General features: G+C 61.3%; 27 protein-coding genes. 19 read left to right on the top strand and 8 right to left on the bottom strand.

Translation table 11 applies throughout. From position 1 onward, the window contains the following. Positions 1-79: 79 nt before the first annotated feature. Both PQQ95_RS04675 and gpmA read right to left on the bottom strand, forming a co-directional pair. Entirely contained in the window at positions 80-1,660 is a 1,581-nt protein-coding gene (locus PQQ95_RS04675; protein ID WP_408435301.1) for a S41 family peptidase, read from the bottom strand. A 303-nt stretch (positions 1,661-1,963) separates the two neighbouring features. Next, positions 1,964-2,710, bottom strand: a complete 747-nt coding sequence (gene gpmA / locus PQQ95_RS04670; protein WP_408435299.1) for a 2,3-diphosphoglycerate-dependent phosphoglycerate mutase — start codon at positions 2,708-2,710, stop codon at positions 1,964-1,966. 137 nt (positions 2,711-2,847) lie between these two features. Here gpmA and PQQ95_RS04665 point away from each other — a divergent pair, with 137 nt between their 5' ends. From PQQ95_RS04665 to PQQ95_RS04645, 5 genes are all read left to right on the top strand, one after another. Then, a complete protein-coding gene (locus tag PQQ95_RS04665) occupies positions 2,848-3,273 on the top strand; it encodes a rhodanese-like domain-containing protein (RefSeq protein WP_028199034.1) in 426 nt (141 codons plus the stop codon). Then, positions 3,270-3,530 carry a glutaredoxin 3 gene (grxC, locus tag PQQ95_RS04660; protein ID WP_169485380.1) on the top strand — a complete coding sequence of 87 codons (261 nt, stop codon included), beginning with the start codon at positions 3,270-3,272 and terminating at the stop codon, positions 3,528-3,530. Before PQQ95_RS04665 ends, grxC begins: the two co-directional genes overlap by 4 nt. 177 nt (positions 3,531-3,707) lie before the next feature. Then, on the top strand, positions 3,708-4,178 hold the full coding sequence (secB, locus tag PQQ95_RS04655) for a protein-export chaperone SecB (protein ID WP_054035743.1): 471 nt from the start codon (positions 3,708-3,710) through the stop codon (positions 4,176-4,178). A 21-nt stretch (positions 4,179-4,199) separates the two neighbouring features. Next, positions 4,200-5,198, top strand: coding sequence for an NAD(P)H-dependent glycerol-3-phosphate dehydrogenase (locus tag PQQ95_RS04650; RefSeq protein WP_408435296.1), 999 nt, complete (start codon positions 4,200-4,202; stop codon positions 5,196-5,198). A gap of 96 nt (positions 5,199-5,294) precedes the next feature. After that, on the top strand, positions 5,295-5,843 hold the full coding sequence (locus tag PQQ95_RS04645; RefSeq protein WP_408435294.1) for an O-acetyl-ADP-ribose deacetylase: 549 nt from the start codon (positions 5,295-5,297) through the stop codon (positions 5,841-5,843). Here the strand turns inward: PQQ95_RS04645 and trmL are convergent. Then, positions 5,816-6,286: a tRNA (uridine(34)/cytosine(34)/5-carboxymethylaminomethyluridine(34)-2'-O)-methyltransferase TrmL gene (trmL, locus tag PQQ95_RS04640; protein WP_408435292.1), complete on the bottom strand. Its 471-nt coding sequence runs from the start codon at positions 6,284-6,286 to the stop codon at positions 5,816-5,818. The genes PQQ95_RS04645 and trmL overlap by 28 nt on opposite strands. 18 nt (positions 6,287-6,304) lie before the next feature. Continuing rightward, a complete protein-coding gene (locus tag PQQ95_RS04635; protein WP_408435290.1) occupies positions 6,305-7,099 on the bottom strand; it encodes a ComF family protein in 795 nt (264 codons plus the stop codon). Between the two features lie 84 nt (positions 7,100-7,183). Between PQQ95_RS04635 and PQQ95_RS04630 the strand changes: the two genes are divergently transcribed. From PQQ95_RS04630 to PQQ95_RS04595, 8 genes are all read left to right on the top strand, one after another. Continuing rightward, complete coding sequence (locus tag PQQ95_RS04630; RefSeq protein WP_408435288.1) at positions 7,184-8,149, top strand: methyltransferase domain-containing protein; 966 nt, start codon at positions 7,184-7,186, stop codon at positions 8,147-8,149. A gap of 312 nt (positions 8,150-8,461) precedes the next feature. Continuing rightward, positions 8,462-8,935 carry a DUF2244 domain-containing protein gene (locus PQQ95_RS04625; protein WP_408435286.1) on the top strand — a complete coding sequence of 158 codons (474 nt, stop codon included), beginning with the start codon at positions 8,462-8,464 and terminating at the stop codon, positions 8,933-8,935. Between the two features lie 66 nt (positions 8,936-9,001). Further along, entirely contained in the window at positions 9,002-10,627 is a 1,626-nt protein-coding gene (gene coxB / locus PQQ95_RS04620) for a cytochrome c oxidase subunit II (RefSeq protein ID WP_408435284.1), read from the top strand. Between the two features lie 44 nt (positions 10,628-10,671). Next, a complete protein-coding gene (ctaD, locus tag PQQ95_RS04615) occupies positions 10,672-12,285 on the top strand; it encodes a cytochrome c oxidase subunit I (protein WP_169485388.1) in 1,614 nt (537 codons plus the stop codon). Between the two features lie 116 nt (positions 12,286-12,401). Then, a complete protein-coding gene (locus tag PQQ95_RS04610) occupies positions 12,402-12,536 on the top strand; it encodes a cytochrome oxidase small assembly protein (RefSeq protein ID WP_211607278.1) in 135 nt (44 codons plus the stop codon). A gap of 42 nt (positions 12,537-12,578) precedes the next feature. Further along, positions 12,579-13,193 (top strand): cytochrome c oxidase assembly protein, encoded by a 615-nt coding sequence (locus PQQ95_RS04605; RefSeq protein ID WP_408435281.1) that lies wholly within the window; start codon positions 12,579-12,581, stop codon positions 13,191-13,193. Positions 13,194-13,226: 33 nt separating this feature from the next. Further along, positions 13,227-13,436 (top strand): DUF2970 domain-containing protein, encoded by a 210-nt coding sequence (locus PQQ95_RS04600; protein WP_408435279.1) that lies wholly within the window; start codon positions 13,227-13,229, stop codon positions 13,434-13,436. 132 nt (positions 13,437-13,568) lie between these two features. Beyond that, the gene (locus PQQ95_RS04595) at positions 13,569-14,426 is read left to right on the top strand and encodes a cytochrome c oxidase subunit 3 (RefSeq protein WP_120297522.1); all 858 of its coding nucleotides are present in this window, start codon (positions 13,569-13,571) and stop codon (positions 14,424-14,426) included. 193 nt (positions 14,427-14,619) lie between these two features. On the opposite strand, the gene PQQ95_RS04590 is transcribed toward PQQ95_RS04595, so the two are convergent. After that, positions 14,620-14,829 (bottom strand): twin transmembrane helix small protein, encoded by a 210-nt coding sequence (locus tag PQQ95_RS04590; protein ID WP_007179452.1) that lies wholly within the window; start codon positions 14,827-14,829, stop codon positions 14,620-14,622. A 114-nt stretch (positions 14,830-14,943) separates the two neighbouring features. Between PQQ95_RS04590 and PQQ95_RS04585 the strand changes: the two genes are divergently transcribed. The 5 genes from PQQ95_RS04585 (at position 14,944) to PQQ95_RS04565 (ending at position 19,073) form a co-directional block, all read left to right on the top strand. Then, positions 14,944-15,660 carry an SURF1 family protein gene (locus PQQ95_RS04585; protein WP_408435277.1) on the top strand — a complete coding sequence of 239 codons (717 nt, stop codon included), beginning with the start codon at positions 14,944-14,946 and terminating at the stop codon, positions 15,658-15,660. Positions 15,661-15,731: 71 nt separating this feature from the next. After that, the gene (locus PQQ95_RS04580) at positions 15,732-16,394 is read left to right on the top strand and encodes an SCO family protein (RefSeq protein ID WP_408435275.1); all 663 of its coding nucleotides are present in this window, start codon (positions 15,732-15,734) and stop codon (positions 16,392-16,394) included. Positions 16,395-16,416: 22 nt separating this feature from the next. Further along, positions 16,417-17,526 (top strand): COX15/CtaA family protein, encoded by a 1,110-nt coding sequence (locus PQQ95_RS04575; protein ID WP_408435273.1) that lies wholly within the window; start codon positions 16,417-16,419, stop codon positions 17,524-17,526. A 6-nt stretch (positions 17,527-17,532) separates the two neighbouring features. Continuing rightward, on the top strand, positions 17,533-18,438 hold the full coding sequence (cyoE, locus tag PQQ95_RS04570) for a heme o synthase (protein ID WP_408435271.1): 906 nt from the start codon (positions 17,533-17,535) through the stop codon (positions 18,436-18,438). Between the two features lie 5 nt (positions 18,439-18,443). Beyond that, entirely contained in the window at positions 18,444-19,073 is a 630-nt protein-coding gene (locus tag PQQ95_RS04565; RefSeq protein ID WP_408435269.1) for an SCO family protein, read from the top strand. A 24-nt stretch (positions 19,074-19,097) separates the two neighbouring features. On the opposite strand, the gene PQQ95_RS04560 is transcribed toward PQQ95_RS04565, so the two are convergent. From PQQ95_RS04560 to PQQ95_RS04550, 3 genes are all read right to left on the bottom strand, one after another. Beyond that, positions 19,098-19,595 carry a DUF4411 family protein gene (locus PQQ95_RS04560; RefSeq protein WP_408435267.1) on the bottom strand — a complete coding sequence of 166 codons (498 nt, stop codon included), beginning with the start codon at positions 19,593-19,595 and terminating at the stop codon, positions 19,098-19,100. Continuing rightward, entirely contained in the window at positions 19,592-20,722 is a 1,131-nt protein-coding gene (locus PQQ95_RS04555; RefSeq protein ID WP_408435265.1) for an ImmA/IrrE family metallo-endopeptidase, read from the bottom strand. Before PQQ95_RS04555 ends, PQQ95_RS04560 begins: the two co-directional genes overlap by 4 nt. A 159-nt stretch (positions 20,723-20,881) precedes the next feature. After that, entirely contained in the window at positions 20,882-21,172 is a 291-nt protein-coding gene (locus tag PQQ95_RS04550) for a YciI family protein (RefSeq protein ID WP_408435263.1), read from the bottom strand. Positions 21,173-21,450: 278 nt separating this feature from the next. Here PQQ95_RS04550 and PQQ95_RS04545 point away from each other — a divergent pair, with 278 nt between their 5' ends. Next, positions 21,451-23,028 (top strand): methyl-accepting chemotaxis protein, encoded by a 1,578-nt coding sequence (locus tag PQQ95_RS04545; RefSeq protein ID WP_408435261.1) that lies wholly within the window; start codon positions 21,451-21,453, stop codon positions 23,026-23,028. Positions 23,029-23,031 lie beyond the last annotated feature (3 nt).

The following is a 23,031-nucleotide window of genomic DNA, read 5'->3' as shown; positions in this document are numbered from 1 at the left end:
CCCCCCCCCCCCCCCCCCCGCCCCCCCCCCCCCCCCCCCCCCCCCCCCCCCCCCCCCCCCCCCACGGCGGGTTTGCCGCTTAGTTGCTTTGCGTAGCAGGCGCCGAGGCCGGGGCCGACGTGCCCGGCACCGGTTGCGTCGGCTTCACCGCGACTGGCGCGGAAGCCGATGCTGCCGGCTTGTTCTGCGCCAGACGCCGCTCGGTCAGCGACTTCGATTCCTGCACCGGCTTGCCTTCCAGCTTGTTCAGCGCCTGTTGCAGCATGAAGTCGTCGGCCGAACCGAACTCGACCGGCTTGCGCTCACGATCCTTCTGACGCTGTTCCGGCGTCTTCTTGTCGTTCTGCTCTTCAAGCTGGCGCAGTTGGTCCATACGCTCCTGTTCGCGCTGGTCCGCTTCCTTCTTCTCGTTCGGATCCTGCGTGTTCGCAAGGTGGTTCGAGTAGTCGACTTCGCGGGTCACCAGTGCGTCGTCCGGGTCGCCTTCCGCGTATTGATCGACCGCGATGTCAGGACGGATGCCCTTGTTCTGGATCGAACGGCCGCTCGGCGTGTAGTAGTAAGCGGTGGTCAGGCGCAGCGCCGTGTCGGCCGTCATCGGACGGACGGTTTGCACCGAGCCCTTGCCGAAGGTGGTCTTGCCGACGATCAGCGCACGATGCTGGTCCTGCAGCGCGCCCGCGACGATTTCCGAAGCCGACGCCGAGTAGGCGTTGGTCAGCACGATCATCGGCACCGTCTTGAAGATCGGCGCTTCGTCCTTCAGCGGATCGCTGTCGAACGATTGCAGGCGGTAGTTATCGTAGGTGTCGCGATAGACCTGCTTCGAATCCGGAATCTGGCCGTTGGTTGATACCACCACCGAATTCGCCGGCAGGAACGCGCCCGCGACGCCGACCGCACTTTGCAGCAGACCGCCGCCGTTGTTGCGCAGGTCGAGCACGAGACCCTTCAGATTCGGCTGTTGACGCGCGATGTCTTGCAGTTTGGCGGCCAGATCAGGCGTGGTGCGTTCCTGGAAGCTGGTGATACGGACATACGCGTAGCCCGGCGCCAGGATCTTCATCTTCACCGACTGGACCTTGATGATCGCGCGCGTCACCGTGAGCGGGAACGTACGGTCGTCGGTCTTGCGGAAGATGGTCAGCGTGACCTTGGTGCCCGGATCGCCGCGCATCTGCTTGACGGCCTGGTCGAGCGTCATGCCGCGCACCGGCTTGTCATTAATGCGGGTGATCAGGTCGCCCGGCCGGATGCCGGCGCGGAATGCGGGGGTGTCTTCAATCGGCGAGATCACCTTGATCAGGCCGTCTTCCGACGAAATTTCGATGCCGAGACCCGCGAAGCGACCCTTGGTCTGCTCCTGCAGTTCTTCGTAATCGGTCTTGTCGAGATACGACGAGTGCGGGTCGAGGCTCGACACCATGCCCTTGATCGCGGCGGTGAGGAGCTTCTTGTCGTCGACCGGTTCGACGTACTCATGCTTGATTTGCCCGAAGACTTCGGCAAAGAGCCGGAGTTGGTCCAGCGGCAACGGTGCGACGGCGCTCGAGGCGGCGCTGGCGGGTTGCTGGGCCGAGGCGGAGAGTTGCAGGGTGGCGAATACGCCGGTAGCAAGGCCCGCGGCAATCAGGCCGATATTTTTCAGGTTCTTTCGCATAGAGTCTGTTGCGGTCGGAAGCGCGTGGCAGCGTCGATAGAGATGGGGACGGACAAGTATAACTGCACACCCGCCCAGTCAGGGCGCAGCACAGGCAATCGTGATTCGACAGCGTGGGCCGGGCCTGGTTCGTGAGATCGGCGCTGCGATGGTGAAGTAATGTGCGGTAACGGTAAGATGGCAGCCAGATGGCGCGCTTGATGGATGCGGGCCGCGCCGGGCGGGTATGTCTTGCCGGCCGGTACGGCCCGTTTGCCGCAACCTGCTGCATTTTCACGCAGGGCCGCGGCCGGGTGGGAGCGCTTAGCCCGCCTTGCCTTGCTTGGCGACAGCGGCTTGCGCCTTCGCGATTGCGTCCTGGTCGCCCAGATAGTAGTGCTTGACCGGCTTCAGGTTTTCGTCGAGTTCATAGACGAGCGGCACGCCGTTCGGAATGTTCAGGCCGACGATGTCCTCGTCCGAAATGTTGTCCAGATACTTCACCATGGCGCGGATCGAGTTGCCGTGCGCGGCGATCACGACCTTGCGGCCCGACTTGATGGCCGGCGCAATCGACTCGTTCCACAACGGCAGAACGCGCGCGACGGTGTCTTTCAGGCACTCGGTGAGCGGCAATTGTTCGCGCGGCACTTTGGCGTAGCGCGGATCGTTGTAGGGCGCGCGTTCGTCCGACGGATCGAGCGCCGGCGGCGGCGTATCGTAGCTGCGGCGCCAGACCAGCACCTGTTCGTCGCCGAATTTGGCGGCGGTTTCCGCCTTGTTCAGGCCCGACAGCGCGCCGTAGTGCCGTTCGTTCAGGCGCCACGAGTGCACCACCGGCAGGTACATCAGATCCATCTGGTCCTGCACGTGCCACAGGGTGCGGATCGCGCGCTTGAGCACCGACGTGTAGGCGATATCGAACGTATAGCCCGATTCCTTCAGCAGCACGCCCGCTTGCTGCGCTTCACGATTGCCCTGTTCGGTGAGGTCGACGTCGACCCAGCCCGTGAAGCGGTTTTCCTTGTTCCACGTCGATTCGCCGTGGCGGATGAGAACGAGTTTGTACATGAGATTGCCGGTCGGTAGTAAGGAAGCGGTAAAGCGCTGCGAGGGTCCTCTAGAGGAGCGCCGCCATCGCGTCAGACGGTTATTTTATAATGGGTGGATTGCCCTTTTCGATTTCTCTCTTTTTCGGCGGATTTTCCGTGAAGTTTTTCACTGATTACACAAACCTTGTACTGATCGCAATCGTCCTCATCTCCGGTGGGTTGCTGCTGTGGCCGACGATCAGCCGGCGTGGCCGCGGTGGCCTGTCGGCCGCGGAAGCCACCCAACTGATCAACCGGCGCAATGCGGCGGTCATCGATCTGCGTTCGTCCGCCGAGTTTGCCAAGGGCCATTTGCCCGCGGCGCGGAACCTTGAATTTGCTGAATTGCAGGCGAAAGTCGCGCAACTCGTGAAGAACAAGAACAACCCGGTGTTGCTGGTGTGCCAGACCGGCCAGCAGTCGAACAAGGCAGCGCGTATCGTGCAGGATGCGGGATACGGCGAAGTCCATGTCCTCGACGGTGGTGTCGACGCCTGGCAAAAGGCCGGTATGCCGGTTGTGAAACAAGGAGCAGCCAAGTGAACAAAGTGATCATGTACAGCACGCAGGTGTGCCCGTATTGCCAGATGGCCGAACGTCTTTTAAAGTCGCGCGGCGTCGAGCACGTTGAAAAGGTACTGATCGACAAAGACCCGGCCCGTCGTGAAGAAATGATGACCCGGACGGGTCGCCGTACGGTGCCGCAGGTGTTCATCGGCGAGACGCATGTCGGCGGGTACGATGACCTGTCCGCGCTCGATCGCGCGGGCGGTTTGATGCCGCTGCTCGACGCTGCCTGAACAAAGCTCTGCCTGGCACGCACGCCGGCCGGCGCGTGAGTCAGGCAGTGAAATACAAGTCGGTGCATGCCGGCCCTTCAAGAACATCTTCGAGGGCAGGCGATGCGCCGCAACGATCTGGCGGCCCGTGAAATCATGGGCCGCCGCCATGCATACCTATCAGGGAATCATTCAATCATGTCCGACGAGAACAATCAGCCGTTTTTCAACATCCAGCGCATCTACCTGAAGGACATGTCGCTCGAGCAGCCGAATTCGCCGGGCATCTTCCTCGAGCAGGAAATGCCGTCGGTGGAAGTCGAAGTCGACGTGAAGGCCGAGCGCCTCGCCGACACCGTGTTCGAAATCCTCGTGACCGGGACGGTTACGGCCAAGGTGTCGGACAAGGTCGCGTTCCTGATCGAAGCCAAACAAGCCGGCATTTTCGACATCCGCAACATTCCGGCTGAGCAGATCGATCCGCTGGTCGGCATTGCCTGCCCGACGATCCTGTTCCCGTACCTGCGCTCGAACATCGCCGACGCGATCACCCGCGCAGGCTTCCCGCCGATCCACCTGGCCGAAATCAACTTCCAGGCACTGTACGAGCAACGTCTCGCGCAAATGGGCGGCCAGGAAGGCGCGGCGCAAAACGGCGTCACGCATTAACGCGTCCGTTCGGTGCCGGCTATGAAGGTTGCCGTCCTCGGCGCCGGTGCATGGGGCACAGCCCTCGCCGGCCACCTGGCCGCGCGGCACGACACGGTGCTGTGGGCGCGTGAACCCGCGCTCATTGCCGATCTCTCCGCTTCGCACGAAAACGCCCGCTATCTGGCGGGCGTTGCTTTGCCGCCGTCGCTTCGTTATGAAGCCGACCTGAACGCAGCGCTCGATCACGCGCTTGCCGACGACGCGTTATGTGTCGTGGCGACGCCCGTCGCCGGTCTGCGGGGTCTGTTCCAGGCGATGCGCGACGCGGGCAAAGTGCCGGCGCACGTGGTGTGGTTGTGCAAGGGTTTCGAAGCCGATTCGCAGTTGCTGCCGCACCAGGTGGTCGCGGCCGAACTGCCGGGGCATGGCAGTAACGGCGTGCTGTCGGGCCCGAGTTTCGCGCGCGAAGTCGGGCAGGGCTTGCCGGTCGCGTTGACGATCGCGAGTACGTCTTTGACTTGCCGTGAGCGCACGGTGGCCGCGTTCCATCATGGCGCCATGCGCATCTATACCGGCGACGACATCGTCGGTGTGGAAGTGGGCGGTGCGGTGAAGAATGTGCTGGCGATTGCCACAGGTATTGCCGACGGCCTCGGCCTCGGTCTGAACGCACGTGCGGCATTGATTACGCGTGGCCTGGCCGAAATGTCGCGCCTCGGCGTGACGCTCGGCGGACGGGCGGAGACGTTCACCGGTTTGACCGGGTTGGGCGATCTGATCCTGACCGCCACCGGTGATCTCTCACGCAATCGCACGGTCGGCGTGCAGCTCGCCGCGGGCCGTACGCTCGACGATATTCTCGGCGGCCTCGGTCACGTGGCCGAAGGCGTGCGTTGTGCGCAAGCCGTGCTGGCGATCGCTCGCGCTCACGCGATCGAGATGCCGATCACGCAGGCGGTCTGTGCCGTGTTGTTCGACGGCGTAGCGCCTCGCGACGCCGTCAGTGCCTTGCTGCGGCGTGATTCGAAGGCAGAATGAGTCGTGTCTTTCAGCCGTTTGGCGCGCAAAAGCGCTGAACGGCTGCCCGCTATCGCTGTCCACGTTTTATCGACGCTTCGGATCAGCGAGGTTTTCATGCTCCGTTTCAACAATTGCACGCTAGAAGCGCGCGTGGTCGACATCACGACACTCGCCGTGGATGCGATCGTCAATGCGGCGAATACCTCGTTGCTAGGCGGGGGCGGGGTGGACGGCGCGATTCATCGCGCGGCCGGCAAGGAATTGCTGCGTGAGTGCGCAGCGCTCGGCGGTTGCGCAACCGGCGACGCCAAGATCACCGGTGGCTATCGGCTACCGGCCAGGTACGTGATTCACGCTGTCGGGCCGGTCTGGCAGGGCGGTATGCGTGGCGAGGCGGACCTGCTCGCCTCGTGCTATCAGCGCTCGCTCGAAGTGGCGCATCAGGCGCATTGCCGGAGCATTGCCTTTCCCGCAATTAGTTGTGGCATCTACCATTTTCCCGCCAACGAAGCCGCGCAAATTGCGGTCGGCACCGTGCTCGAAAGCTTGCCGCGCAAGCCGGGCATCGAACAAGTGGTGTTCGCCTGTTTCGACGACGCTATGTTCTCGCGCTACGAAGCCGAATTGGAACGCCGTCAGGCGCCGCCGTCGAAGCCGGTCTGACGCCACGCTTCGAACACGACCACCGCAACCGTATTCGACAGATTCAGGCTGCGGTTGCCTGGCCGCATCGGCAGACGCACGCGTTGTGAATCGGCGAATTGATCGAGTACCGTGTCGGGCAGGCCGCGTGTTTCGGCGCCGAACACGAACCAGTCGCCGGATTGAAACGCATGTTCGTGGAACCGGCCCGAGCCGCGGGTGGTGAAGGCGAACATCCGCGCCGGATCGGGCGTTTCTTTGGCGACGAACGCAGCCCAATCGGTATGCACGTTCATCTGCGCATACTCGTGATAGTCGAGACCGGCGCGGCGCAACTTGGCGTCGTCGAGAGGAAAGCCGAGCGGTTCGATCAGATGCAGCCGCGCACCGGTGTTGGCGCACAGGCGGATGACATTGCCGGTGTTCGGCGGGATTTCCGGTTCGACGAGAACGACATTGAACATGATGGTTTCAGATAGAGACTAGTTTTTCGGCGTACGCAGCGCGACGAAGTTGGTGACGCGCCGCGCACCGGCAGCTTTAAGCGTACGCGCCAGCGCTTCGAGTGTCGCGCCGGTCGTCATGACATCGTCGACGACGCCGACATGCAGACCTTGTACCGGTTTGGCGACTTTGAATGCGCGACCCACGTTCAACCGGCGCGCGTCCAGATCGAGTCGCGATTGCGGCGCGGTGTGGATCACGCGATGCAGCAAGGTGGCGTCGCTGCGTACATTCAGTGCGCGGGCCAAAGGCCTGGCAATCTGCCAGGCCTGGTTGTAGCCGCGCTCAGTAAGACGTTTGCTGGCCAGCGGCACGGGCGCGAGCACATCGGGTTTTTCAGCGGCGTTCACCCATGAGTCTCCCGTCAGGCGCGCAAGGCGTTGTGCAAACTCGCCCGCCAGCATCAGCCGGCCGCGGAATTTCAGGCCCAGCGCCAGGGTGTCGAGCGGCTGGCGGTAATCGGCGAGAGCAAAAGTCGCGTCGAACGGCGGCGGCTCGCCGATGCAATCCGCGCAGCGATATTGCGCATGGGCCGCCGGGCGCGCACCGGGCAAAGGAACTGCGCAGACCCTGCAGCGCAACCTGTCTTCGTTCCAATAAGTTTCGTCACAACCGGCACACAGCGTCTTGTGCGACAAATTGCCGCACAGTGCGCACAGATTCGGCAGTACGGCATGCATCACACGCGGCCACGCCGAATGGAAGTCGCGCATGAAACGTGCAAAACGTGCGGTGGCGCCGCCCGAAGATGAAGAATTTTTTTGGAATGGCATGATTGGACCGTCCGCAAAGGCCTTTCACGCTGAAGGTGAGGAAGCGAGCGAGTATACTTCGTGCTCTACGCCAGTACGACACCCATGCCCCCAACTTCGTCTCAAACTGGCCGTCCGGCCTATGATTCCCGGCGCCTCAGGCGGATTTTCGACCGCCGCGCTGCGACTTTCGACACCGTCGCGTTCCTGCCGCGCGAAATCGCGCAGCGTATGCGTGAGCGCCTCGACTACATCAAGGTCACGCCGGCGAGCGTGCTCGATGCCGGTTGCGGCGCGGGCGAAGACATCCCCGCATTGCGCGAACGCTTCCCCGAGGCGCCGGTGTTCGGCACCGATCTGTCGCACGGAATGCTCAGCCGCGCGCTGCGTCACGATTCCGGCGATACGAGCTGGCGGCGCTTTCTGCCGGCCACGCTCGGCAAGGCGCTCGGCGCCCGCGGTCCGCGTTTCGCGCAGGCCGACTTCTCGGCGCTCCCGTTCGCGGCCGGTGCCTTCGAATTCATCTGGTCCAATCTTGCCCTGCACTGGCACTCGCGGCCCGATCTCGTGTTTCCTGAATGGCAGCGCGTGCTGAAAGTAAACGGCTTGCTGATGTTCAGTACGCTCGGCCCCGACTCGCTGAAGGAATTGCGTGGCGCCTATGCCGAAGTCGAGGCCGCGCACGGCGTGGCTTCGCGCAAGCATGTGATCGACTTTGTCGACATGCATGACCTTGGGGACATGCTGGTCGAGAGCGGTTTCGAGATTCCCGTGATGGACCAGGAAACACTCACTATTACGTATAAGTCGCCCGAATCGCTGCTCGCGGATGTGCGCCGCTGGGGCGCTTATCCGTTCGAGCGCGAGGCCACGTCGAACGCTGCCGCGCGTAGGCTGCACAAGGCTTTGCTGGCGGCGATCGAGGCTCGTCGGCGCGCCGACGGCACGATCGCGCTGACCTTCGAAGTGATCTATGGCCACGCCTGGAAAGCCGTGCCGCGCACCACGGCCGAAGGGCATGGGATCGTGCGGATCGAGGATATTGGACGGGGCTCGTCGAGGAAGCGTTGAGGAATCAATCAGGCGGTAAAGAGGGCATCTGTTATGTCTGAAATTACCGCTTCAAAAGACGCGTGAAAGCTGCGTCAAAACGGCGCGGAGGCTTGTCGCACCTGGCTTGTGAGCCGATCGAGGCTTGCTTGTGGATGCTATGGATCGCGCCTATAATGCGTCAGTTTGTCGCCCGGAGTTCCCACATTTGGGGCGGCAGGCCCGAGGCACCGGGCTGCAACATGAAGTGACGGGGCGGTGACTGAGTGGCCGTTCAGCGGTCACGAGCAATGGCCGCAGGCGGCGATTGGTGACGGTCGGCAGGAGGCAGCGATGGAAGCATCAGATCTGCTGGCGGATTCAGAACCAGTTCTCAAAGACTGGACGATGAAGCGCAACTGTTCGATATCGCCGCGGCAGTTCGTATGTTTCTACGTGTCGCTTGCGTTGTTCTCGTTGGCAATTGCTTTCATGCTGGTTCTGGTCGGCGCCTGGCTGGTGTTGCCGTTCACCGGTATCGAATTGCTGGCGGTGGGCATCGCGTTTGCCATATATGCGCGTCATGCTGTCGATTACGAGCGCGTTCGGCTGTTTCAGAACCGGCTCGTGATCGAGCAGGTCAGCGCCGAGCGGCTCACGCAGTTCGAATTCAATCCGCGCTGGGTGCGGATCGAACCGGGTGCAACGCCGCGTGACCAGATCAAACTGGTCTCGCGCGGACAGACGATCATGATCGGGCAACATCTCGCGCAGTATCGGCGCGCGCAGTTCGCAGCCGAATTGCGTATGTGGCTCACACGGTGTTAGACGTGTCGAGGCGCGCGGCGTTCACGGGGAGCGCGAGAGAGCCTGCCAGCGGGGTCGAGGGTTTGAATGGAAATTTTGGGTAAGGAAGCTATGAAAACAATCAAGCGAGCCCTCATGGGCGTGCTGGCGATGAGCGGACTGCTTTTCGCCGGTGCGGCCCTGGCAGTGGGCGATGTTCCGGGCGGCCCTGCCGTCAACGAGATCAATCTCCAGCCGCCGGCGACGAAAATCGCTGAGGAGCTCTACAGCCTCCACACGTTCATGCTGATCCTGTGTACGGTGATCTTCGTCGGCGTGTTCGCAGTGATGTTCTATTCGATGTTTGCGCACCGCAAATCGAAAGGCCATAAAGCTTCCCATTTCCACGAAAGCACCACCGTCGAAATCATCTGGACGATCGTGCCGTTCGTCATCGTCGTGCTGATGGCGCTCCCCGCCACCAAGACCGTCGTCGCGATGAAGGACACCACCAATGCCGACGTCACCATCAAGGTCACCGGCTATCAGTGGAAGTGGGGTTACGACTACGTGAAGGGTCCGGGCGAGGGCATCAGCTTCCTGTCCACGCTGGCCACGCCGCGTGCGGAGACCGATGGCCGTCAGCCGATTTCCACCACGTATCTGCAGGAAGTCGACAATCCGCTCGTCGTCCCGGTCGACAAGAAGATCCGCATCATCACCACCGCGAACGACGTGGTCCACTCCTGGTACGTGCCGGCTTTCGGCGTGAAGCAGGATGCGATTCCGGGTTTCGTGCGCGACACGTGGTTCAAGGCTGACAAGACCGGCACGTTCCGCGGCTTCTGTACCGAACTGTGCGGCAAGGAACACGCGTTCATGCCGGTGGTGGTCGAAGTGCTGTCGGCGGACGACTACGCGAAGTGGGTCGATACGCAGAAGCAGAAAATGGCGGCTAGCCAGGACGATCCGAACAAGACCTACACCATGGCCGAGCTGATGGAGCGTGGCGGCAAGGTGTACGCGGCGAACTGCGCGGTCTGCCACCAGCCGACCGGCAAGGGCGCAGGCGCATTCCCGGCGCTGGACGGCAGCAAGATCGCCAACGGTCCGATCGCCGAACACGTGAGCCTGGTGCTGAAGGGTAAGAACGCAATGCCTTCGTGGGCGCCGACATTGAACGACGTCGAAATCGCTTCGGTCATCACGTACGAACGTAACTCGTGGGGCAACCACACCGGCGACATTCTTCAGCCGAAGCAGATCCTGGATGCCCGTAACGGCAAGCTGCCGGAAGGCGGCGACCATCTGGCCAGCGCAGGCGCAGCAGCTAGCGGTGCGGAAGCGGCTTCGGGCGCAGCCGGTGCCTCGGGCGCTGAAGCGGCTGCGGCCGGTTCGGATAGCGCGGCGCCGCAAGCAGCATTCCCGGCAAGCATCTACTTCGATACCGGCAAGAGCACGCTGCCGGCCGACGCGAAAGCGGCGGTCGACGCGGCCGCGGCCTACGCGAAAGCCCACCCGGACGCCAAGTTCACGCTGTCGGGCTTCACCGACGCCACCGGTTCTGCCGAAGTCAACGCGAAACTCGCGAAGACCCGCGCCGAAGCTGTGCGCGACGCGCTGAAAGCAGCCGGCATTGCCGAAGACCACATTATTTTGAAGAAGCCGGAAACGATCACGGGCGGCGGCGACGCGAAAGAAGCCCGGCGTGTCCAGATCAGCCCGGCTGCCTGACGTGTTCATGGTCAGCACCGCAGTATTCGCATTAGGAGATTGTCATGTCTAGCATCGGACACGATGTAACCGCGGGCCACGAGCACGTGCACGGCGACCATGCCCACGAAACGCCGCATGGCTGGCGTCGTTGGCTGTTCGCAACCAATCACAAGGACATCGGTACGCTGTACCTGATCTTCTCGTTCACCATGTTCCTCTCCGGGGGCGTGATGGCGCTGATGATCCGTGCCGAACTGTTCGAGCCGGGTCTGCAGATCATGCGCCCCGAGTTCTTCAACCAGTTGACCACCATGCACGGCCTGATCATGGTGTTCGGCGCGATCATGCCGGCCTTCGTCGGCTTCGCGAACTGGATGGTGCCGCTGCAGATCGGCGCATCGGACATGGCTTTCGCGCGGATGAACAACTTCAGCTTCTGGCTGCTGCCGGTGGCCGCGGTGTTGCTGGTCGGTTCGTTCTTTGCACCGGGCGGCGCGACCGCCGCGGGCTGGACGCTGTACGCGCCGTTGTCGACGCAGATGGGCCCGGGCATGGACTTCGCGATTTTCGCGGTCCACTTGATGGGTGCTTCGTCGATCATGGGCGGGATCAACATCGTTGTGACGATCCTGAACATGCGCGCACCCGGCCTCACGCTGATGAAGATGCCGATGTTCGTCTGGACCTGGCTGATCACCGCGTACCTGCTGATCGCCGTGATGCCGGTTCTGGCGGGCGCGATCACCATGGTGCTGTTCGATCGCCACTTCGGCACGTCGTTCTTCAATGCGGCTGGCGGCGGCGACCCGGTGATGTACCAGCATATTTTCTGGTTCTTCGGACACCCCGAGGTGTACATCATGATCTTGCCGGCGTTCGGGATCGTGTCGCAGGTGATCCCGGCGTTCTCGCGCAAGCCGCTGTTCGGCTATAGCTCGATGGTGTACGCAACCTCGTCGATCGCGATTCTGTCGTTCATGGTCTGGGCGCACCACATGTTCGCAACCGGCATGCCGGTGACGGGTCAGCTGTTCTTCATGTACGCGACGATGCTGATCGCCGTGCCGACGGGTGTGAAGGTGTTCAACTGGGTCGCGACGATGTGGCGCGGTTCGCTGTCGTTCGAAACGCCTATGCTGTTCGCGGTCGGCTTCCTGCTGGTGTTCACGTTCGGCGGTCTGTCGGGCCTGATGCTCGCCATGGCGCCGCTGGATATCCAGTATCACGGTACTTATTTCGTGGTGGCCCACTTCCACTACGTTCTAGTGGCGGGTTCTCTCTTCGCGTTGTTCTCCGGGTGGTACTACTGGTCGCCGAAGTGGACCGGCTGGATGTACAACGAAACGCGCGGCAAGATCCACTTCTGGGCGTCGATGTTCTTCTTCAACCTCGCGTTCCTGCCGATGCACTTTGTCGGTCTCGCAGGTATGCCGCGTCGCTATGCTGACTACCCGGCACAGTTCACCGACTGGAACCAGGTCATCTCGATCGGCGCATTCGGCTTCGGTCTGGCGCAGGTGTACTTCCTGTTCGCAGTCGCGCTGCCGGCTTACCGTGGCGGTGGCGAGCACGAGAAAGCAGGCGACAAGCCGTGGGACGGCGCAACGGGCCTCGAGTGGACCGTGCCGAGCCCGGCTCCGTTCCACACGTTCGAAAACCCGCCGACCGTCGAGTAATCGGCATTCGACGGAGTTGCCGGCTCAGGCGGTGGCGCAACAGCCAACCACCCGAGCCGGCGGCCACGAAAGTAGTGGCGGTACCCGTAGTCACGAAAGTATTCAGAAAGTCGAGCATGACGCGCAATCCTCAAGAAAGACGTACGCCCGAGCAGGTTCGCGCGGGCAACCGGCGGATCGGTATTGTGATGTTTGTCATCGCCGCGGCTTTTTTTGCGAGCGTCATCATTCATCAGAAGTGGTTCACCTGACGCGGTAATTCGAGTCTGTGTGCAGGATTGTTGAGGATTGAGATGTCGACGCAACCGCCGGCTCAGGCCGATCACTCTTTTAATCGTTCGATGTTGATCAAGCTGTTCGTCGTCGCGTTGATGATGTTCGGTTTCGGTTTTGCGCTGGTGCCGATGTACCGCGCGATCTGCCAGATCACCGGCATCAACAACCTCGTGCAGCGTGATGCCACGGTGCGCGAGGCGAAGAATACGCAGGTTGACATGAGCCGCACGATTTCGATTGAATTCGATGCGAATGCGCGCGGCCCGCTGGGTTTCAAGCCGGAGCAACGTAGTCTCGACGTGCATCCGGGCGAAGTGACGACAGTGATGTACGAGGTCAGCAACGAACAGGCGCGCACGATTCAGGCGCAAGCCATTCCGAGCTACGCGCCGAAGCAGGCAACCGAGTACTTCAAGAAGATCGAGTGTTTTTGCTTTACGCAGCAGACTTTGACTGCGAATCAGACGAAGCGGCTGCCGGTGGTGTTCGTGGTCGACCCGAAGCTGCCGAAGGATGTGAAAACGATCACGTTGTCGTACACGTTCTTCGAGTTGAATACGCCGGCCGCGGCGACGGCCGGGAGCGCAGCACCTACGGCCAACACGGCGGCAACCACCGCCAATCCCGCCTGACGGTTCTTACCGCGGGCGAAGGAAGAAGACGTAATGAGCGATAGCAGCGGCGGCCCACGCAAGAGCAGTTTTGGCCAGTCGATGAAGGCCGTGTTCTGGTCGTTTTTCGGGGTGCGCAAGCGTCGTGATCTGGAAGCGGACGCAACGCAGCTGAACCCGCTGCATGTGATCGTGGCGGCATTGATCAGCGCGGCCATTTTCATCGGCGTGCTGATCCTGGTCGTGCGCGCGGTGGTGGGCTGAGGCCGTCAGGCGCACGCGTAGTACCGGGCGAAGCAGGGCCCACGAATTAGAGAGAAGCGGTGCGGTATCGACGCGCCGCCGAAGATACAGCCGGAGATTCCGGAACAACTGGACTGAAGTGGAGAATCAAGAATGAGCGGTCAAAACGAGAGCCCGTACTATTTCGTACCGCATCCGTCGCGGCATCCGATCAGCGCCGCCGCTGGGTTGCTGGTCATGCTCGGATCGCTTGCGGCCTGGATCAACGACCATGACTGGGCGCCGCTCGGCGTCGTCGTCGGTCTGCTGTGGCTGCTTTATACGTTGTGGCACTGGTTCGGCGACGCGATCGCAGAATCTGAAGGCGGCATGTATGGCAAGAATGTCGACAAGTCGTACCGCTGGAGCATGAGCTGGTTCATCTTCTCCGAAGTGATGTTCTTCGGCGCTTTCTTCGGCGCGCTGTTCTATGCACGCGAAATCGCGCTGCATCAGCTCGGCAGCCTCGACTACAAGCTGATCTGGCCGGATTTCTCGGCGGTGTGGCCGAACAACGGTCCGGCAGCGCTGGTCTCGACCTTCAAGTCGATGCAGCCGTGGCCGGTGCCGACCATCAACACGGCGTTGCTGCTGTCGTCGGGCGCTACGTTGACGGTTTCGCACCACGCGCTGCGTGAAGATCACCGCAAGAAGGCGATCATCTGGCTGGCTGCTACGCTGGTACTTGGCGTCTGCTTCCTGTTCCTGCAAGGCTTCGAGTATTTCCACGCGTATAACGAACTGAACCTGACGCTGTCCTCGGGGGTGTACGGTTCGACGTTCTTCCTGCTGACGGGCTTCCACGGTTTCCACGTGTTCCTCGGCGGCACGATGCTGGCGGTGGTGCTGGTGCGGATGATCCGTGGCCACTTCACGGCGGAGCATCACTTTGCATTCGAAGGCGCCGCCTGGTACTGGCACTTTGTGGACGTCGTGTGGCTTGGGCTGTACGTCGTCGTGTACTGGCTGTAACGCAGTCTGGCCTGCATAAGTACTGAAAACCGCGCGGTTGACGGAACATGTGCAGGCCGTTTGCGCATCGCCCATCAAGGGTGCGGCGCACGAGTAGTACGCAAGTCATGCAGCGCCGCCCTCGACCCTGTCAGGGCGGCGTTTTGTTTGGGGAGTTTGGTGAGTTTGGCGACGTGAAGCTTTTCCGCCGGGCTCAACGTCCGTAGGGAATACCGGTTGACTGAATCCAGCCCATCCAGTGAGCGAACAGGATGAACAGGAACAGCGAGATCGACAGGCCCACCCGCGTGGCGAGCGACCAGACCATCCGCTTGGTTTTGCCCTTGTCATGCATCATGAAGTACAGCGCGGACACCATGCTGGCGATGATCAGGACAAAGGCGATGGGAACGAGAATGTGCATGGAAGCAACTGAAATCGGAAAGCGCAGAGGCAAGACGTTTATTATCGCACCGCGCGCCAGCGTCTGCCGCACGTTCCAGGCGCCATTTCAAGCGGCGGTGCCGGAGTGCGTTCGATGAAGTTCCGCCTCATTCCCGCGCTGCTGATTCTGCTGGTGATTGCAGTGACGGTGCGGCTCGGCTTCTGGCAGCGCGACCGCGCGCATCAGAAGGAAGCGCTCGAAGCCCACATCACGCAGTTCGAAGACGCGCCCGCGCAGCCTGTGAGCGCTACGCCGGTTCAACTCAAGGACATCGAATTCCACCGCGTGAAGGCGCGCGGCAGTTTCGTCGCGGACAAAGTCGTCTATCTGGATAATCGCCCGTATAACGATCAGCCGGGCTTTTACGTCGTGATGCCTTTTAAACTGGCCGACGGCGGTTATGTACTCGTCAATCGCGGCTGGCTGCCGCGTAACATGAACAACCGCGAGACCATCGCGCCGTACACCACGCCGCAAGGCGAGATCGAAATCGAAGGCATCGCGCGTGCCGATGCCTCGCGCGCCTTCGAGTTGGGGCAGGGTGGATCGGCCGAGCATCAGAAGATCCGCCAGAATCTGGATACGGCGGCCTACGCGGCGGAAACCGGACTGCCGTTGCAATCGTTCGTGATCCAGCAATTGAGCGACGACGGCGACAAACTGGTACGCGACTGGCCGGCGCCTGCCACCGGCGTCGAAACCAATTACGGCTACATGTTCCAGTGGTGGGGCATGGCGGCGGCGGCCCTGATCTTCGGCTTGTATGCCGCGCGCCGCGCCGCGAAGAAAGAGCACGCCGCGGGCGTGTAACGCATCGCCTGCGGCTTCGTGCCCTGAGAGAAGGGGCTTGAAGCCGCGCAATCATTGAAAGAGGTCCTGTAGTGTCGACGCAATCTCCCCGTTCGCCGCAAGCCGGCAAACCCGCGGCTCCGAAAGCGATGCCTGGTCAACCCAATGGCGAGGGATCGTGGAAGCGTGGCCGCTGGATGCTGCTGTTGCTGGCGGTTATCTGCGCCGCGCCGATCGTCGTATCGTATTTCGTTTACTACGTGGTCAAGCCGACCGGCGGCAGCACGAGCTACGGCACGCTGGTCGAACCGCAGCGGCCGATTCCCGATTCGCTCGTCGTCACGGGTGAAGACGGTAAGCCGCTCAAGCTGGCGTCGCTGCGCGGCCGCTGGTTGATGATCTCCGTCGACAACAGCGCATGCGACAAAGCCTGCGTCACCAAGCTGTACTTCATGCGACAAATCCGCGCAGCTCAGGGTCCGGAACGCGAGCGCGTTGTCGAAGTGTGGCTGCGTACCGATGCAGGCAACGTGTCCGACGTGATACAAAAGGCCTATCCCGACACCAACATGCTGATCGCCAATCCGGCGCAGGTGTCCGCATGGCTGCCGACCGACACCGGCACCCAGCTCACCGACCACATCTACATGGTCGATCCGAACGGCAATCTGATGATGCGTTTCCCGAAAGATCCGAACCCCAGCAAGATCAAGGGTGACGTGACCAAGCTGCTCAAATGGTCGAGCATCGGCTGATGCCGCAACAAGGGTAAGAAAGATGTTCGTATTGCAACTGGCCCTGATCGGTTTGTGTATCGCGTTGTTGCCGCTGTCCTATGTATGGGTCAAGGCCGACGACAACAAATTCCGCAAGCTGGTGTGGCTCACCACTTTTCTGACGCTGGATCTGGTGATGTTCGGCGGCTTTACGCGTCTCACCGATTCCGGCCTCGGCTGTCCGGACTGGCCGGGATGCTATGGCACGTCGTCGCCGTTCATCGCGCACGCTGCGATTACCGCCGCGCATCAATTGATGCCAACCGGGCCGGTGAGCATGACGAAGGCCTGGATCGAGATGATCCACCGTTACTTCGCGATGGCGATCGGCGTGCTGATCATCGCGCAGACGGTGATTGCGTGGACGGCGCGTATCAAGCGGCGTCCGCTGCATGTGTCGCCGTGGTGGCCGACTTCGTTGCTGCTGCTAATTCTCGTGCAGGGCGCATTCGGCGCGTGGACCGTGACCATGAAGTTGCAGCCGATCATCGTCACGACGCATTTGCTGCTCGGCCTCGCGTTGCTCGGCACGCTCGGCTGGCTGGCCGCACGCCAAACGCCGCTGCCGGCTTATGAGCCCGAAGCCGCGCGCTGGCGCGCGGCGGCGATTGCCGGTCTCGTGCTGCTGGTCGCGCAGATCGCGTTGGGCGGCTGGGTCAGCACCAACTACGCGGTGCTCGCCTGCACGGACTTCCCGACCTGCAACGGCCAATGGCTCCCGCCCATGGATTTCGCGCACGGCTTTCACCTGTGGCGCGCGCTCGGCATGACCGGCGACGGCGACATGATCACGCAAGATGCGCTGGTCGCGATTCACTGGACTCACCGCACGTTCGCGATTGTCGTGGTCGCCTATCTGGTGTGGTTCGCGCTGAAACTGCGCCGTTTCGAGTCGTTGCGGCGGCCGGCAAACGGCGTGTTGCTGGTGGTGCTGATCCAGTTCATCACGGGTCTGTCGAACATTGTTCTGCAATGGCCGTTGCCTATTGCGGTAGCGCATAACGGGGGGGCTGCAATCCTGCTGCTTTTGCTCGTTATGTTAAACTTTCGGATCGCTTATAGCCGTCCCGGCCGCGCCGTGTTGCCTGCGCGCGATGCCGCGCCAGCGTGACTCCACATGGACAGCACAACTCTCTCCCAAACGCCCGGTAGCCGGGTCTCCCAGTACATCGCCCTGACGAAGCCGCGCGTCACGCAGCTCGCTGTGTTTTGCGCAGTCATCGGCATGTTTCTGTCGACGCCCGGCATGGTGCCGTGGACCGTCCTGATCGGCGGCACGGTCGGCATCTGGCTGCTGGCCGGTGCGGCCTTCGCCATCAATTGCCTGATGGAACAGAAGATCGACGCGAAGATGCGTCGCACCTCGTGGCGGCCGTCCGCGCGCGGCGAGATCACCACTTCGCAAATCCTGCTGTTTTCCGCCGTGTTGGGCGGACTTGGCATGTGGACGCTCTATACGTTCGCCAATCCGCTGACCATGTGGCTCACGCTCGCCACTTTCGTCGGCTATGCGGTGATCTATACGCTGCTGCTCAAACCGGCCACGCCGCAGAACATCGTGATCGGCGGCGCGTCGGGCGCAATGCCGCCGGCGCTTGGCTGGGCCGCCGTCACCGGTCACGTGCCGGGCGACGCATGGATTCTCGTGCTGATCATTTTCGTGTGGACGCCGCCGCATTTCTGGGCGCTCGCACTCTATCGCCGTAAAGACTACGAAAACGCCGGCCTGCCGATGCTGCCGAATACGCACGGCGAAAAGTACACACGCTTGCATATTCTGCTGTACACCGTGATTCTGTTTGCGGTCACGATGATGCCGTTCATCTCCGGCATGAGCGGCGTGGTGTACCTCGCGGCGGCCGTGTTGCTGGGCGCCGTGTTCCTCGCGTATGCGTGGAAGATCTATCGGGATTATTCCGACGATCTGGCGCGTAAGACCTTCCGTTACTCGATCGTTTATCTGTCGCTGCTTTTCGCTGCGCTGTTGATCGACCACTATGCGCGCGTCGCGATCGGCGCGTAACACCCATGCTCACACAACGTTTTGTGCGCACGGCGCGTGCCGCCGCGCGTGTCACCGTGATGGCTTGCGCACTTGGCGGCGCGTTGCTGGTGGCCGGTTGCGGCAAGCAACCGCCGGCGTTCCAGAACCTCGACATCACCGGCAACACGCAATTCGGAAGCGATTTCTCGCTGCCCGACACGTCCGGCAAGGTCCGCACAATGGCGGATTACAAGGGCAAGGTGGTGGTGCTGTTCTTCGGCTACACGCACTGCCCGGACGTTTGCCCGACCACGATGGCCGAGTTGTCGCAAGCGCTGCAGCAACTCGGCCCGGAAGACGCGAAACGTGTGCAGGTGCTGTTCGTCACCGTCGATCCCGACCGCGACACGCCGGCCTTGCTCGCGCAATACGTGCCGGCGTTTAATCCGACCTTCGTCGGTTTGCGTCCGGCGGACCAGGCGCAACTCACCAGGATCACGAAAGACTTCCGCGTCTACTACGCGAAGGTGCCGGGCAAGACAGCCGATAGCTACACAATGGACCACACGGCGGCGAGCTATGTGTTCGACCCGGACGGCAAGCTGCGTCTGTTCGCGCGTGATGGCCAGGGCGCGACACCGTGGGTGCACGATATCAAGCTGTTGCTCGATTGACTGCTTAATCTACGGCTATAACGATCAGCTCGGCAGAACGAATTGAGCGTTAAGCGTATGCAGCAAATCAAACGTGTTCATGTATGGAACGTTGAACTGCTGGCAAACGTTGGGGATTAAAAATTTCTTTTTGGCATCTGCATTGTAAGACTCGTGGGTGACTACCGTCGCACCGGAGGCCATTGCTTTAGCGATCAGCCATGGGTCAGCGCCAGACAAAAAGTCTTGTAACGCACCCGGTTTCATTTCAGATGAGCGAACTGAAACCCACGCCGCGATACGACCGAATGCTTCTTGGGTCAGGGTGTCGGTAACAGGTAGAAACATGCCCTTGTTCCCGCTGGCCCAGTCTTTTAGCTCATCGTTTCCGCGAGCCAGTTCGTCGGCGATCATTGTGATACTGCTGACATCTTGGGAACGATTCTTCGCCAGGATCCATTGCCAGTAGGCCGGACAAAAGCCCATCCGGTAATAGCGATTCTTTGCCTCAATCAACGTGTTCGAATCCAGCAGATACTTCATTCTGCTAATGTCTCCGCGTAGGTTCTAATTTTCGCAGGCTGAACTCCTAGCAATTTGCCAGCATCACGCAGTAGCAAACGACCGCTCATCGCCTCCGCGATCACAGCGCGGCTGAACCGCACACTATTTTTTGCTCCGGCATTTCGATAAAAGCTGCCGCCGTTTTTTTCCCTCTGTCGGTATGCTTGCAGTTCCTCGATGTAATACCTTGAATATTCCTCTCGCGAGACGTATCCGAGGTCAGACGCGCGGCGTGCGATTACCAGCGCGCTCACGTGAAACTTTGCAGCCAGTTCGGCAAGACCCTCGCGCCAATTGTCGGTCTTTTTCCAGGTCGTCTCGAATTCGCTTTTCGGGACGAGAAACTCTCCTGCGACTGCGTTGCAGAAAACTTCCTCTCGCCTATGGTTATTTTGTGAGACGTTTGAAATGCCGCTACTGCCGATCCAAATATGCGCTAATTCATGAATAAGCGTAAAAAGACGCGCGGTGGGGGCATCAGCGCTATTGATGAATACAATCGGCGCAAGTGAATCGCTTACAGCAAAACCCCGGAACTCTCCAACATCGAGCTTGCGATGTGTGTTGGTTCCGACTATGCCGCTGCGCATAACCAGAATTCCGAGGGTTTCTGCAGCGCGTATAAGTTGACGCAGGTATTCGTCGCCATTCTTGCCATTAGTGTCCACTTCCAATTTCAAGCGCATATCTTCAACAACATTGCGCACCGACGACCGCACATCAAAGTGGCCGACAAAAGAGAGGGAAGATCGCTCTTGGTCTCGAAGGTAGTCGACATACCATGCCTGCTTGTTCAGAACTTCCCGCACAGTGTCCAGAAGATTTGTACTGGGCTTATCGGGTAGTTGCCCATCGACAGTCCGCAGATCAGGTAGGGGAAGATTCTCCGCAGGAGGCGCTGGGAGAAAGAGGAATCCGAATGGGACATGAGTAACTGCTGCCCACCTCTGTGCTTGCTTGAACGTTGGCATACTGTTTCCAGCCTCCCAATCAACTACCTGCTCCGATTTGACTGGGAGACCCTCGGCCAAGGCGTGCTGTGTCAGCCCGGCCCGTTCTCGGGCCCAGCTCAACAAGGCAGGATTTATATGCGCTAACGTCGCCATTTCACGATGATAATCGACTGCACACCAACTGTCATAGGCAGTCGAGCGCCGCTTTTTAGTTTCAATAATTTCCTACGCGCGACGGCTAAATATCGTAACCCTAATGTGGGAACTTGCTGCGCCAGCGTTGGGCATAATGCGATCGCTAAGACCGCATCCTCAAGCCGGCATCGGCAAATTCACTCCCGGCGCTAGCCGCGTCGTCTTGAACTCCGTCACTTCGTAACGCGCGAGCTTCTGTTCGGCGAACGGGTCGCTGGCGAGAATTTCATCCAGCTTATCGCGCTCGATGCGCACCGCCAGAATGATGCCGCCGTCGCGCGGTACCTTCGGTCCGGCGGCCACGAATATCCCGGCTTCGAACTGTCGTGTCAGAAATGCGCGATGCGCTTCGAGTGCGTCGTCGATGCGGTCAAGCGATGCGGTGTAGATGAGATTGATGACGTACATGAGCGTTCTCGTCAGCGTTTGAATGGACCCGCCTGGATTCGCGGTACTGACCTTCGATTATCTGTCAGCGGCCGACTTGTTGCCCACGATCGACATCGGTGCACCTCTCTTCGTCGGCCATCGCTTCCTTACAGATTGCCTCAAGTTGAGCGGCTGCCATGCCGATATACCTGAGGCAATCGTTTGCGCGTCAGGCTGTCGGCACGCTCGCACAACGCGAGCGGGTGGCAACGCCGGCTCGCATACAGAACACGAATCACACGAGAGGGACCACAACAATGAGCAGGATGAGTTTGAATCGCAAACTATGGCTGTCGCTCGCGCTCGTCTGGCTGGGGCTGCTCGGCGTCGGGCTGTGGAGCGCGGTTGAAACGCGCAGCACGATGCTGGCTGAGCGCAAGGCGGGCATGGTGAACCTCGTCGACGCGGCGCAAGGCATCGTGAACGGGTACTACGCGCTCTCGCAGAGCGGCAAGATGAGCGAGGCCGACGCGCAACGCGAAGCGCTCGCACGTCTTGCGACGATGCGCTACGGCGAATCCGGCTATCTGTTCGTGATGGACTCGAAGCCGGTCGTGCTGATGCACCCGACGCTGCCGCAAATGACCGGCAAACCCGTCGGCGATTTCAAGGACCCGGACGGCAAGCTGCTCTATGTGACGATCGTCGATGCCGCCAAATCGAGCGGCCGCGGCTTCGCGCAATATCGCGGACGCTTGCCGCACAGTGAAACCGCGGTGCCGAAAATCAGCTACGTGGTGCGTTTTGCGCCGTGGGACTGGAACATCACGAGCGGCGTGTTCATCAAGGACATCGACACCGTCTACTACGAAACGCTGCTGGGTCACCTGCTCGTCGTGCTGGTGATCGGCGCGATCATTTCGCTGGCGATGCTGCTGATCATCCGTAACGTGCGCGCGAGTCTCGGTGGCGAGCCGGATCAGGCGGCGCGCCTGGCGGCGAGCATCGCCAAGGGCGATCTCACCCAGGCCGTCGACGTTCGTCCGCAAGACAAGACCAGCATGATGGCGGCCATGCACGAGATGCAGAACCGTTTGCAGCGGACCATCGGCGAGATTCGCCACTCGGCGGAATCGATCGCCTCGGCGACCCAGCAGATTGCGGCCGGCAACGGCGATCTGTCGCAACGCACCGAGCAGCAGGCGGCTTCGCTGCAGGAGACGGCAGCGAGCATGGAAGAGCTCACCGCGACGGTCAAGCAGAACGCTGACAACGCGCGTCAGGCGAGTGGTTTGGCGCACAACGCGTCGGAAATCGCGACGCGCGGCAACGACGTGGTGAGCCGCGTGATCGGCACGATGGGCGAGATCAACGATAGCTCGCGGCAGATCGCCGACATCATCGGCGTGATCGAAGGCATCGCGTTCCAGACGAATATTCTCGCGCTGAATGCGGCGGTCGAAGCCGCGCGCGCCGGCGAGCAGGGCCGCGGCTTTGCGGTTGTCGCCGGGGAAGTGCGCAGTCTCGCGCAACGCTCGGGAACGGCGGCCAAGGAGATCAAGCAGTTGATCGGCGCGTCGGTGGAGCGTGTGCACAACGGCTCGACCCTGGTCCAGCAGGCCGGCACGACGATGGGCGAGATTCTGCAAGCGGTGCAGCGCGTCACCGACATCATGGGCGAGATCGCAGCGGCGTCGGAAGAACAGAGCAGCGGCATTTCGCAGGTCGGCCGCGCGGTCACGCAGATGGACGAAGTGACGCAGCAAAACGCGGCGCTGGTCGAGCAGGCTGCCGCCGCGGCGGCTTCGTTGCAGGATCAGGCTGGGCGTTTGCGCGACACAGTGAGCGCGTTTCGCGTGAACGGCGCAGACGCTGCGGTGGTGGGGGCAAGGTAACGC

The sequence above is a fragment of the Paraburkholderia caffeinilytica genome (assembly GCF_046030355.1).
GTDB lineage: Bacteria > Pseudomonadota > Gammaproteobacteria > Burkholderiales > Burkholderiaceae > Paraburkholderia > Paraburkholderia caffeinilytica_B.
Note: the sequence above shows the minus strand (reverse complement) of the source record. Positions and strands in the feature narration are given on the sequence as shown.